General features: G+C 67.1%; 10 protein-coding genes. 6 read left to right on the top strand and 4 right to left on the bottom strand.

Going from position 1 to position 12191, the window contains the following annotated elements; genetic code table 11:
* Nucleotides 1-27 precede the first annotated feature (27 nt).
* A complete protein-coding gene (locus tag QUE68_RS24200; RefSeq protein WP_286274562.1) occupies nucleotides 28-633 on the top strand; it encodes an HD domain-containing protein in 606 nt (201 codons plus the stop codon).
* Between the two features lie 11 nt (nucleotides 634-644).
* Nucleotides 645-1391, top strand: coding sequence for a hypothetical protein (locus QUE68_RS24195; RefSeq protein ID WP_286274561.1), 747 nt, complete (start codon nucleotides 645-647; stop codon nucleotides 1389-1391).
* A 93-nt stretch (nucleotides 1392-1484) separates the two neighbouring features.
* Here QUE68_RS24195 and QUE68_RS24190 read toward each other — a convergent pair whose 3' ends face one another.
* Together QUE68_RS24190 and QUE68_RS24185 are read right to left on the bottom strand one after the other, a co-directional pair.
* Nucleotides 1485-2198 carry a crotonase/enoyl-CoA hydratase family protein gene (locus tag QUE68_RS24190; RefSeq protein ID WP_284228841.1) on the bottom strand — a complete coding sequence of 238 codons (714 nt, stop codon included), beginning with the start codon at nucleotides 2196-2198 and terminating at the stop codon, nucleotides 1485-1487.
* 36 nt (nucleotides 2199-2234) lie between these two features.
* Nucleotides 2235-4241, bottom strand: a complete 2007-nt coding sequence (locus QUE68_RS24185; RefSeq protein ID WP_284228839.1) for a hypothetical protein — start codon at nucleotides 4239-4241, stop codon at nucleotides 2235-2237.
* 214 nt (nucleotides 4242-4455) lie between these two features.
* On the opposite strand from QUE68_RS24185, the gene QUE68_RS24180 reads away from it, so the two are divergent.
* The 4 genes from QUE68_RS24180 to QUE68_RS24165 are packed head-to-tail and all read left to right on the top strand — an operon-like array spanning nucleotide 4456 to nucleotide 9410.
* Nucleotides 4456-5760: a hypothetical protein gene (locus tag QUE68_RS24180; RefSeq protein ID WP_286274560.1), complete on the top strand. Its 1305-nt coding sequence runs from the start codon at nucleotides 4456-4458 to the stop codon at nucleotides 5758-5760.
* Nucleotide 5761: 1 nt separating this feature from the next.
* Nucleotides 5762-6880: a glycosyltransferase gene (locus QUE68_RS24175; RefSeq protein WP_284228836.1), complete on the top strand. Its 1119-nt coding sequence runs from the start codon at nucleotides 5762-5764 to the stop codon at nucleotides 6878-6880.
* 26 nt (nucleotides 6881-6906) lie between these two features.
* Entirely contained in the window at nucleotides 6907-8073 is a 1167-nt protein-coding gene (locus QUE68_RS24170) for a hypothetical protein (RefSeq protein ID WP_284228834.1), read from the top strand.
* A gap of 2 nt (nucleotides 8074-8075) precedes the next feature.
* The gene (locus QUE68_RS24165; protein WP_284228832.1) at nucleotides 8076-9410 is read left to right on the top strand and encodes a hypothetical protein; all 1335 of its coding nucleotides are present in this window, start codon (nucleotides 8076-8078) and stop codon (nucleotides 9408-9410) included.
* A gap of 4 nt (nucleotides 9411-9414) precedes the next feature.
* Here the strand turns inward: QUE68_RS24165 and QUE68_RS24160 are convergent, their stop codons facing one another.
* Together QUE68_RS24160 and QUE68_RS24155 are read right to left on the bottom strand one after the other, a co-directional pair.
* Nucleotides 9415-10980 carry a glycosyl hydrolase family 28-related protein gene (locus QUE68_RS24160; protein ID WP_284228831.1) on the bottom strand — a complete coding sequence of 522 codons (1566 nt, stop codon included), beginning with the start codon at nucleotides 10978-10980 and terminating at the stop codon, nucleotides 9415-9417.
* Nucleotides 10977-12125, bottom strand: a complete 1149-nt coding sequence (locus QUE68_RS24155; RefSeq protein ID WP_284228830.1) for a glycosyltransferase family 4 protein — start codon at nucleotides 12123-12125, stop codon at nucleotides 10977-10979. Before QUE68_RS24155 ends, QUE68_RS24160 begins: the two co-directional genes overlap by 4 nt.
* Nucleotides 12126-12191: the final 66 nt, after the last annotated feature.

Here is a 12191-nt window from a genome sequence, read left to right as displayed (position 1 = left end):
AGTGAAGGTGTCGAGAGAAGGAGCGAAATGCCTGAACGAACCACCACCCCGCGCCTGTCCACCCGCTTCGACGAGGCCTTGGCCTACACGTCGAGCCTGCACCGGAGGCAGACCCGCAAGGGGGGCGACATCCCCTACGTCGGTCATCTGCTCTCCGTGGCCAGCCTGGTGATCGAGGGTGGCGGCACCGAAGCTCAGACCATCGCGGCCCTTCTGCACGATGCGGTCGAGGATCAGGGCGGCGCTCCGGTGCTCGCCGAGATCCGCGAGAAGTTCGGCGACGAGGTCGCGCAGATCGTCGCGGAGTGCAGCGACACCGACGTGGTGCCCAAGCCGCCCTGGCAGGAGCGCAAGCAGCATTACGTCGACCATCTCGGGGAGGCGTCCGAGGCCACCATCCTGGTGTCGCTGGCCGACAAGCTCGACAACGCGCGGGCCATCCTGCGGGACTATCGGCAGCAGGGGGATGAGCTGTGGCAGCGGTTCAACGTGAAGGACCCGGAGATGCATCTCTGGTACTACCGCTCGCTCTTGACGGTGTTCAAGCAGCGCAACACCACCTGGCTGGTCGCCGAACTCGATCGGGTGTACGTCGAGTTGGAGCAGATGGTCAGGACGGCAGCCACCGCCTAGGGTCGTTCGCGATGACCGACGAACATCTCAGGGACGCCGTCCTGCACCGTGCCCGCGACGACGACGCCCTTGGCGATCGGGCGCGACAGGTGGTGTCCGAGGCGTGGCGGGACGTGCCCACCGACGCGTCGCTCACGGTCGCGATGGCCCGGCTCGACGCGGAGATCGACGCACTCTCAGCGCATCGCACCGCCGCGGCCACCGTACCCGACGCAGATGAAATGCAAAGTGCCTGTGCCGCATTGCTTTCCGCGGCCGCCGCGCAGGGTGACGCGGAACGTGCCGCGGACGCCCTCTCCGCGGACCGGGTCCAGTTCCTCGAAACCAGCCTCGAGTTTCACGACCGGCACGGCACCCAGCCCTGCCCGGTGTGCGCCAAGGGTTCCCTGGACGACGAGTGGGTGGTTTGGGCGCGCGCCGCACTGACAGCGGAGCGGGATGCGGCCAGCGCCCTGCGGGTGGCCAGGTCTGGTGCGCATCGGGCACGACAAGCCCTGATCGCGCTCGTACGGGCTGTCGACGCGCCACCGCCCGAGGAGGTCACCCTGACGGCGGTCGCCGCGGCCCGCCTGGCCCACCAGTCGTTCTCGCCGCTGCCGACCGACGATGACACCGCCCTCGCCAGTCGCCTCGTGCGCGAACTCCCGGCGCTGCGGGACGCGTATGCCGCGCTCGAGCAGGCGGCGGCGGCAAAGCTCGAGGCCGCCCGCGAGGCGAAGGACTGGTTGCAGGCCCTCGCGCCGACGCTTGGCGACTGACTCCCTCCCCCTCCCCGCGAGCAGACGTAAAAGGCCCTCATTTGCCGCAAACGAGGGCCTTTTGCGTCTGCTCGCGGAGGCGCTCGCTAGGAGCTAGCTCGACGTGAACTCGGCGGGCAGACCGTCGATACCGGCCTGAATCGCGGCGATCGCGTCCTTGCGGGCCTTCAGCTTGCTGGCCCGGTGCGCCTTGACGTGTAGGCCGGCGGCCGCGTCGGCGGCGACGTCGTGCGCCCGCGCCAGCACGTTCCCGTCCTCGACGATCTCGTCCAACCAGCCGGCGGCGACGGCGTCGGCGCCGGTGAACACCGCTGCCATCGAGACTGCGCGCTGAAAGGCCGCTCGCGTCAAGCGGTTTCGCATGATCTCGATCGCCGAGATCGGCAGCACCATGCCGATCGCGACCTCGTTGGCCTGGCACCGCGAGCTCGGCGATCCGACGCGGTGGTCACCGCTGAGCATCAGGAACGAGCCCATCGCGATCGCGGGTCCCGTGGCCGCCATGATCACCGGCACCGGGAAGCTCAGCAGGCGGATCGACAACTCGAAGCCGCCGGACAGCATGCCCAGTGCGGCGGCGGCATCGCCGGAGTTGAAGACGCTGAGATCGAAGCCGGCGCTGAACACCCGCGAGTTGCCTGCGAGGACGACGGCCTTGACCTCCCCGTCGGCTGCGGCCTTCTCGGCCAGGTCGAGGGCGTCGTTGACGTTCTGCTGCATCGCTGGGGACAGCACGTTCACCTTGCCGTCGTCGAGCGTGATCGTGGCGACGGACTCGGTCTGCTCGTAGGCAACGGTGCTTGTCATCGGCTCTCCCTTGGGTGCGGTTCGAGCCGATCGTACTTACTGCACCGGTGGTGCCGGAGCGACGGGTTCCGCGGCGCCGCGACGCCGGCGTGACCACAGCAGTGCACCAATGACGAGGCCCGCCAGGACGACGCACCCGGCGCCGACGGCCAGCCAGGTCGTCCGGCTGATCCCCTCGTCGGCAGGAGCAGGCGCCACCTCGCCCGGCCCGATCGACAGGTTGGTCACGCTGCCCGCCGCCCCGGCCGCCACGACGTTCCCGTCGAGGCTCGACCAGCCGCCCGGCAGCTGATCGATGTAACCGAAGAGCGGTTCGACGAGCGACCACTCCCCGCTCGTGGTGATGACGACGACGGAACGGTTCCGCGGGGTGTCCGCGAAGGCCTGGATCGACCCCACGCCCTTGTCGATGCTGGCCCGAAGTTCGCCGCGCAGATCGACTCGCACATCGGTGCTTTCACCCCCGATGGGCAGCCGCAGCGACGTTTGGCCGAGGGTGGTCGCGTTCGCCACGATCAATCCGGCGGTCGTCGAGTCGGCCGCGGACTCGACGTCGACCACGCGCGGCATCAGGGACGTCCCGGTCAGCCGCGCGATGTCCGTGACCCCGCGGGTCGCGTAGTCGAGTAGCCCCGGGTCGCTGCCGTCGAGCGCCACGAGGAACTCCGGGTTGAACTCCGAGGGCACGGCGCTGAAGCCGTCGAGGGCCTGGCCACCGTGTCGCACGGTCAACGTCGACCGCGGGTCGACCTGGAATGTCAGAGGTGCCGTCGTGGGGCTACACAACTGGCGTGGGCTGTACGCCAGTGCGTACTCGAAATCGATTCTCTGGCGAAGAAAGTCGCTAGGGACATCGAAGACGGCGTCGACGCGACCACTATCCGTCAGGGGCGTGGTGTAGACGGCCTGCCCATCCACACTGACCACCAGGCTGGCGGAGTCCAGGGCTGCCACCGGTGTGTGAGTGGCGAGCAGGTGTACCTGCAGGCCGTCGACGCGTCCCGTGCCCAAGGCGGAGCGGTCGACTCCCACCGTGAGCGTGGACGTGCGCAGGACGGCGCGCTCCCCGGTGAGTTTCAATCGTCCGAAGCTCAGCTCGTCGGTGAGCGGGTCACGGCTGGAGCCGGCGTTGTCGACCCGTGCGGTCGGGACCTGGATGAGGGACTGCAATTGGTCGACGACGATGGCCACCTGATCGGTCATCTGATTGCCGCGGCCGGTCATCTTGAGGTACACGTTGGGCCGATCGGCGTTGACGAGGTTCGTTCCGGCGTCGCCATTTTCGACCACGACGGCTCTCGTGAACTGTGGTGTAGGCGGCGGGGTGGCGCCACGCGGCTGCGTGACGACCGTGATGGCCGGGGCCTGTGGCCGGTACATCCGCGCTACCGCCGACGCGAGGGTGAGGACCGCCTGTTGTTCGGCGCTCTCGGCGTCGGTGGGTGCGTAGATCGTGAGCCGCTGCAGGACGGGCGGAAAGAAGGTCGCAATCGTCGTGGGCGCGGGCTCGTTGCCGGCGAACACGGCTGCAAGATCGCTCAAGAGCAATTGCTGTCCAAGTCCGCACCGCTGCTCCACTGGGAGCGGGGCCTCTCGTACCGTGAAGGACAGGCCGACCCCCGTACTGCCGACCAGAGCTGCCGAGACGTCGACGTCGAAGGGCACCACGGCCTGATCGGGCGTCACTGCGGGCAGATCCACGGTGGCGAGCAGCGTGCCTCTGCTGTCATCGATCTCGACGAAGCCGGCGCCGAAGTCCACCGGGGCGTGGATGAGTCCCCGGAGGCGTCTGGCGGTGAACCCGGATGGCACCGGAACCGTGAAGCTCTGAGTGTTGTTGGCGCCGACCAGCGTGACGTCGTCGGGCAGGCCGACGGTGGTCCACGGGAACGTGATGTCTTCGCCGGGGATCGTGTCGGAGTTCAAAGGTTCGGCGAACGCCGTGCCGGAGCCGCCGAGTGTCACCGTCAAGATGACCGACGACAGCAAACACGCCGCCGCGGTGGCCGCTCGTCGAACCCGGCGAGTTACCCCAGAAGACACGCTCACTCCTGCTCCGAGTGATCCTTGGTATCACTCCCCGGCGTCGCACGCTACTGCCAAAGCGCGTGTTCCGAGGGCTGATGCGCCGAACTGGCGACAGCGGCACATCGGTTGAGCATCGGAAACGAGTGTTTGACGCAGCAATCGCTTCAGCGCCGTTTACCATCAGGTTCGCATAAGGCTTAGGACGGAGCGCCAGAGGTTGTCTGTCAACGTGTCGAAGGTGCCGGTGTCCGCGATTTCGAGGGTCTCATCGCTCGAGAGCCGGCTGTTGATGTCGAGGCTGGTTCTCGGTGTCCTGATCGGTCTCTGCGTTGGTGCGGTCACCGGCGGTCTGGCGTTCGGCACGTTGGTCTCGGACAGCACCGCAACGGCTTTCGTGCGCCTCAAGGTTCCGGTGGACCTGACCGCAATAGCGGGCGGGGCGAGTCAGATCACCCCGGACAACCAGGACAACACCGCCAAATTCGTGAGCGGGGAGATCGCGTACCTGTCGGGAGACGGTTTTGCTCAGGCCGTGGGCCGGAAGATGGCCCAGAACGAACCCGCGGCACTGAACATCGCGCAGGCGAGCCAATCGTCGATCGTGACCATCAGTTGCACCAGCAAGTCCGCCGACGTCGCCACCAGAACCGTGCAGACGGCCATCGACCTCTACAGTCAGGATCTCGCCCGGCGCGTCGACGAGCGGCTGCGGGTGCTACTGCCCAAGCTGTCCGAGTGGCAGGAGCGCGAGGCCGCCGTAGGCGCGCCGCCGCAGGACCTTCAGCGAGTGCGCGAGAGCGTGGAACTTCAAGCGGCCGAGGCCAGTACGTTGTCCGTCGTGCAACCGCCGACGCCAAACGAGCAAAGTTCCCACCAATGGCTGATCGGGATGTTCCTCGGCGCGCTACTAGGCGGATCATGTGCTGTCGCCGTCATTCTCGCGCGCCGACGGCGTTCGGGTCGCGGGTCCTTGGTGAAGGTATTGGGCGAGCACATCGATGGTGTGGTGCTCCCGGCCGTCGATCTCGGCGCCGTGCAGTCAGATGCCTCGACTGACGAACAGGACCGGCTCGGCCGCACGCTCTATAACCAATGTGCCGTAGCGGGAACGAATCGAGCAATTCTCGTCCTCGGTGCGTCGCCCCACTCGGGCGGCTCGGCCGTGGCGTCCTTACTCGAGCGAGCCGCCGCCGTCGCTCGGCCCGGGGCGAATGGCTCAGGCCAGCATTGGGCACCGAGCTCGGCCGAATCGCCCACCACGACAGTCATCGACGGCGGTACCGTCGGCGATAGGACAGTGACCCCGGACGTCATCGCAGCAGCGACCAACATCGTGCTGGTGGCCCAGCTCGAGTCCGACACCATCGCCGACGCGTCGGCGCTGCATTCGGCTACAGCAGCCAGTGCAGTGCCCGTGGTGGCGGTCTTCACCTACCGCCGATCGCGGATCCGCCCCTTCAGGAAGCGTCGAGCAGGGGCGGAAGTGGCGGCGGTGCCGCCGAGCGCCAGTGACCCTCGTGGACGGGAAGAGTGACGTGAGATTGGCAATCGTTCACGAACGGCTGACCGAAGTCGCCGGTTCCGAGCACGTCGTCGCCGAGCTGTCCCGGGAGTGGCCGGAGGCACCGATCACCATTCCCATCGTCGATGCCCGGGTCAGCACGCCCTTCAGCGCGCGCGTGACGACCGGTCGGTTGTCGTCGGCATATCGGATGGCGGGCTACCGCACCTACGCGCCTCTCCTTCCGCTGGTGCCGGGATGGTTGCGGCGCCGCGACTTCGGGTCGGCCGACGCGGTGGTCATCAGCCACCATGCCTTCGCGATCGCGGCCGCCGCCGCGGCCACCCGCATGCCGACGATCGCCTACGTGCATTCACCTGCCAGGTGGGCATGGGACGAGAAGATGCGGCTCGAGGAGACGTCGTCGCGATCCGGTCGCCTCGCGCTGGACGTACTGGCCAAGTTCGCGATCAGGGCGGAGTTGGCTGCGGCACCGAAGATTACGACGGTCGTGGCCAACAGCACGGCGGTAGCCCAGCGAATCAAACGACACTGGGGACGCGAAGCCCAGGTGGTCCACCCACCGGTGAACGTGGACTTCTACACACCGGACCGGACGGAGGCGCGAGAGGGCTACTTCATCCTCGCGGGCCGGTTGGTGGGTTACAAACGACCCGACGTCGCCATCAGAGCGGCAGCGGAGGCCGGGGTCAAACTGGTCGTCGTAGGAGACGGCCGAGATGGCGCACGATGCCGCAAGCTCGCCGAGGGCAGCGACATTACGTTCGTCGGCCGTGTCTCCGACGAAGAGCTGCGCAGTCTGTACCGTCGAGCGACCGCGATGATCATGCCGGGGGAGGAGGACTTCGGCATCACACCCGTCGAGGCAATGGCGTGTGGCACTCCGGTGATCGCGCTCGGCGTCGGGGGCGCCTTGGACAGTGTCGTCGACGGCACCACCGGAACGTTCGTCGCCAATGCCGGTGATCGTGACCTGGTTACCAATTTCGCCCACGCGCTTGCCCGCTTCGACTCCAGACAGTTCGATCCGGCCAAGGTGCGGTTGCACGCCGAGACCTTCTCGCGGGGGGCGTTCCGCCGGAAGATGGCCGGAGTCGTCGAACAGACTCTCGCGACTCACCGAGATGTGTGACCACCCAGGCTCGACGCGGAGCGGTCGTGCCTGACGTCAAACACGTCCACACCGGGGTTCAAGTCGTCGCCGGCTTGGCGCTGAACGTCTTCCCGGCCATCTTCATTGCGATCTACGCGCGCATCGCTCCCATCGAGACTCAGGGTTTCCTCGCGCTGGCGCTCGCCATCGGTGTCTACGTCGCCCAGTTGTTCAACGCGTTCATCGTGGAGGGTCATCTCGCCACCCCCGACGCCGACGACGAAACGCTTCTGCCGATATGGGTCGTGGCGCTCACCGTTGGCGCCGTGGCGTTGCTGATGATCGGCCCCGCCGTTGCCTCGTCGCCGGTGCTGATCGTGAGTTCGATCGGCGTGATGACCGGGCTGTTGATGACCCGCTCCATCGGTGTGGTGGCGGGCGATTGGAAACGCGAAGGCGTTGGGGCGGCCGCCTTGATCGTTGCCAGTGTGGTGGCCCTGTGGATGGCCACCAACCACAATCCGCATTGCGTGAGAGTGCTGGCGATCGGGGCTCTAGTGGCCGTCCTGGCGAGATACCGCCCGCGGAAGACTCGCTGGCACATGGGTTTTCCACCGGACGTGCGTCGGTCGAGTTGGGTCACCGCGGAGACGGCGGTCGTCGGCGCGGTGCAACCCGCGATCACCTCGCTGCTCCTGGTCATGGTGGGACCGGCGGCGTCGGTCACGTTCCGCGTGATCTCGACGGTCGCGGGCGCGATGGAGCCGATCCTGGCCTACGGCAGGTATCGACTGCTGGCGCATGGACACCGCGGTGAACTCGCGCCGTTCGTGGCGGTGTTCGCCGTCGCGATGGCAATGGTCCTCGCCGCCGCCCTCGGCGGAGCGGGAAGCCTGATCTTCGGGCCGGCCTGGGGCGGTGTGGGTGTCGCCGCGTTACTGCTGGCCTTCCTGTGGAAGGGCGTCACGTTGCTGTCCACGGTGCCGTTCGCCGCCCTCCGCAAGGTGGGGAAGACCGTGCTGGTGTTCTGGATTCGCGGCGCCAGCACTGTCATCTACCTGGTGATCAGCGTGAGCTTTCTGATGGTGTGGCACACCACGGGCGCGATCTTCCTGGCGTTCGTCGTGGCCGAGATGCTCACCGCCATCCTGTACCACCGCGCGGCCGTCCAGGGTGCGCCCGACTACGCGGCGACCTTCGGGTGGCGGCACTTGCGTGAACGGTTCCGTTAGGCATGCTCGCCGATCAGATCCCCGATTCCGTGCGCCGGGATGGAGCCAGCTCGCGGGCCCCCGCGTGGTTCTCTCCTGGTGTGTTCATCGTGGCGCCGGTGGGCCTGTCGTTCCTAGCGTGGTTCGCGTTGACCACAAGACAGCACTATGGCCGAGCCCAGACCAATCCCGAGGCGCTGAACGGCTTTTCGATACCCGCCGAGGTCAGCAGTCGCGGTATCGGGCTCCTCCTGCTGTGGTATGGCGCGATCATCGGGGTGTCGACGGTCGGCTTTTGGCTCGGGACGCACAGGTCACGCGCTGTGGACGCCAACGCACCCACGAATACCGACTGGTTCGAACGGCGCTACTTCTTCATCGTGGTGGCTGCCGGTGCCATCGGTATCGGTGACGCCTTTCTGAAGGTCGGCGGTATCGCGGCCATCGTCGATTCGTTGAGCGAGCAGACCGCCAACGACTTCAGCAATTCGCTCTCGGGCTTCGCGGGGCTGCAGACCTTGCGGTACGCCAACATTCTGGCGGCTCCCATCGGTGTCTACCTCTGGCGCAAGAAGGTCATCGGTTGGCCGTGGATGGCGGTCGCGGTACTCCTGCTGGGCACCAACGCGATGATCACCTCGCGTCTCTCGCTACTCATGGCCAGCGCGGTCTACGTGGCGATGTCGGTGAGAGGTCGAGAACCACGACCGGCGATGCCCGGCTCCCGCGCGCGCACGTATTCCGTCGTCGCGCTAGTCATCCTCAGCGGGTTCGCCGTTCTCACGGCACTCAACTACTCCCGCAACGCGAACTACTACCGAGAAGCCGGAGTCTCCAACCCGGTCGCCATGAACCTCTATCAGAGTGGGGCCTATCTCGCCGTCCCGGCGCAGGTTTCACTGGGAGTGTCGGATGCGGTGGGCCGTGGCGCGTGGGAGAAGCCGGGCGACCCCGTGACGGCACTGGGCGCGGTCATGCCCACCTTCCTGCAATTCAACAAGGTGGCCAAGGATGACAGCTTCAAACAAGCGTCGGTGTATGGCTTCTCGGTGACCTTCGCCGGGAACTTCTTCACCAACTCCGTGTTCGCGGACACCTACTCGGTGTACGGGACCTGGGGCTGGCTCTACACGATCCTGGCCTACGGAGTGGCCGGCTACGCGTTCGCGCGCATCTACAGCCTCAGTCCGGTCGTCGCGGCGTCCTCGGGCGTGGTGGCGTACTGCTTCCTCGAGGTATGGCGGGTCCAGATCCTGACCTACGGCATCGTCGTCTTCCTGCTGTTGCTGACTGCCGCAGCGGCGTGGGCGGCGGCAAGACTGCGCCCACCGCGAACGGCCGCGGCACAACCGAACTGACCAGTCAGGGGCAGGTGACCACGAAGCTACCGCCCGGCGGTGTGACTTTGAGAGCCCGCACGATCGCGGGGTCGACGCTGCACCGGCCGGCAGCGGACTGCCGCACGGCCGTCCACCCCGGTGGTGCCGCTGGCCAATAGACGTCGATGGCGGTGATCGTGCCGTCGCTGTCTTCGAGCGATACGCATGGCGAAGGGGTGCCGGTAGCCGGTCCGGAGCCGCCGATGGTGACCTCGAGGCGGTCCACGGCAAGCTGTTCGGCGTTCGAGGCGCGGAAGGCGACGACGGCGTTGGCGTGACGAATCGACATGTCTCCCAGTGCAATCTGCTGCGTATTCTCCAAACCGACCCCGCCGTTGCCACCCGTGGTCGACGTCGCGGAGATGCGGCAATTCCCCATCCGGAGGCCACGGGCCGTGGTGTCGCTCAATGATTCAGCCCTGACCGACCAATTGCTGCAGTCGTCCAGCGTCGCCTCATCGATGGTCACGTCGAAATCGGTGAACTGGCGATCACCGACTGCGCCAGGCCGGGCCAGAAGGTGAATTCCCGTGTCGCAGTCGGTGGCGGAGAGGTCCTCGACGCGCACCCCGCGGCTGGCGAGGTAATTCCAGCCGACGTCCGTCCCCGGCGCTGCAGAGTCGGCCATCACCGCCGAGCCCGCGCCCGCCCCGGTCACCACGAGGCCGCCGACGGTGACTCGGTGGGCGCCCGCGATCCTGATTCCGTTGGCCTGGCTACCGTGGACCCTGACGTCGTTGATGGTGAAGTCCGCGTTGGACCAGTCGATCAGGGTGGGGAACGCGAAGGTGTGCGCCGCGTCGTCGAAGGAGAACTCCGGTGCGTAATAGGTCACCAGCGCCAACCCGTCGTCACCGGTGTCGACCGCGTCGTAGTCGGCGATCCTGGCGCGGCGACAAGCGTTGAAGTGCAACCCATCTGCTCGGCTGTCGACGACTCGTAATCTGTCCACGGTGATGTCGGATACGCCATGCATGACCACCCCGGTCTGCGGGCTAGCGCGAATGACGCAGTCGGACATGGATACCTGGTCCACGGGCGCCAACGGACCGGACCAGCCCACGGGCGCGCCCTCACCCGGGGTGGGGCAGCCCACCACCCTGATCCCGTCGCCCAGGGACCGCCGTGCGCGGGCTGCCCACCGAATATTCACGTCGCGCAGAGAAATTCGCGATGCGGGGCCACGGACCAGGAGGCCGTGACCGGTACCGGTGTGCGTCACGGGGTCGAGATTGTCGATGAGCAGTTCGGCCCCTGGCTCGAACTCCACCACGACATCCGCGACCCGGTTGATGACGATCGCCGCCGTACCGGCCGGCCAGCGCTGCGCGAATCGGTATGTCCCGGAGGGGAAGCGCAGTGTGCAGCCAGATCCGGTCGCCGCTGCGGCAGCCTGGATCGCACGTGAGTCATCGGTGGTGCCGTCGCCCGTCGCGCCGAACGCTCTGACGTCGACGACGGTGCGGGCCCTCTGCTGGACGCTCGGCGCGAGAGCCAGGGCCGCTGCGGCGGGCGCGATGGCCATGATCCTGCGCCGCGACAGCGTCATCGCCCGGAGTCGAGGAGTTGCTTGCAGATCTCCTCGGCGGCCGCGGTGGCGCAGATTTCCCGTTGGCGTTGCACCACATGGGCGTAACCCCGCGCCGCCAGTTCAGCCCTGGCCGCATCGTTAGTGCAATACCACTCCATCATCCGCGCCAATCCGTCCCGGTCGTGTGGGTCGAAGTAATCGGCGCCATCCCCGCACGTCTCGCGGAGAACGGCGATGTCGGACGACAGAACGGCCGTCTGACACGCCATGGCCTCCAACGGCGGTAAGCCGGCACCCTCGTGCAACGACGGCATGACCAGTAGGTCTGCGCCTGCGACCAGCGCCCGAAGTGCCGCGAAGTCGACTTGTCCGATCAGCACGATTCGGTCCCGGTTGTCGTCCGCGATCTGGCGGACGCGATCGTCCATCGTCCGCAGCGTCGCTCCACCGCCGGCGATCACGAGCTTGTGGGGGAGGGTCTGGTCCAGGTCGGCGAATGCCTCCATGAGGAGAAGGAGGTTCTTGTAGCGCTTGCTGTTTCCGACGTACACGATGTACGGACCGCTCACCGGCGACAAGCTGGAATCGGTTGGAGTGAACCAGGTCTCGTCAACGGGTATCGGCGTCACCAACACCCGCGGGTTTCGCGCAACGGCCTTGAGGGTCGTGGCGGTGGCCTCCGATGGGGTGAAGATCCGGCGGCACGCCAGGGCGTCCACGTTCAGCATCGCCCGGGCGTAGGTGCGGCGGGCCCAGCTCTGGCCGCTGACGCTCCACGGGAGCAGCTGAGTGGTGTCGTGGACGGTCACGTACACGAGCGTTCGGCGATTGGCGGGGAGTAACCGAGCCACCGGGTAGGGATAGTGCGGCAACCACACTGCGCGGGGTCGGGTCTGCGCGAATGCTCGGCACCAGGCTACTTGTTCGGCCGTGGTGTACATCGGCGACGACGACGGCGAGGCGCGCACCACCCTGGTGCTCGGGCGTAGCTGGGGGAGGGATTCGCGGTCGCCCAGGACGGCAAGGGACACGCCGTGGGTTGCCGCCCCCTCCTCGAGGTACGGCAGCTGCGTGCGGATGTAGGTACCTATCCCACTCTGGCGAATGTGCCGAGCGTCGAAGAGGAGATCGGCGGGACGCTCAGTCGCCCGACGGTCCGGCACAATCGCTCCCATCGTCGGCGGTAGGGGCCCAACGCTACGTGGGCGTTGTGGCGAGCGAAGCTCCTT

The sequence above is a fragment of the Mycolicibacterium sp. TUM20985 genome (assembly GCF_030295745.1).
Lineage (GTDB): Bacteria > Actinomycetota > Actinomycetes > Mycobacteriales > Mycobacteriaceae > Mycobacterium.
This window is presented reverse-complemented; position numbering and strand designations above follow the sequence as displayed.

Bases quoted from the DNA above. Each gene is read 5' to 3' on its own strand.
- QUE68_RS24195 (WP_286274561.1), top strand. From the start codon at position 645: ATGACCGACGAACATCTCAGGGACGCCGTCCTGCACCGTGCCCGCGAC.
- QUE68_RS24160 (WP_284228831.1), bottom strand. From the start codon at position 10,980: ATGACGCTGTCGCGGCGCAGGATCATGGCCATCGCGCCCGCCGCAGCG.
- QUE68_RS24200 (WP_286274562.1), top strand. From the start codon at position 28: ATGCCTGAACGAACCACCACCCCGCGCCTGTCCACCCGCTTCGACGAG.
- QUE68_RS24165 (WP_284228832.1), top strand. From the start codon at position 8,076: ATGCTCGCCGATCAGATCCCCGATTCCGTGCGCCGGGATGGAGCCAGC.
- QUE68_RS24190 (WP_284228841.1), bottom strand. From the start codon at position 2,198: ATGACAAGCACCGTTGCCTACGAGCAGACCGAGTCCGTCGCCACGATC.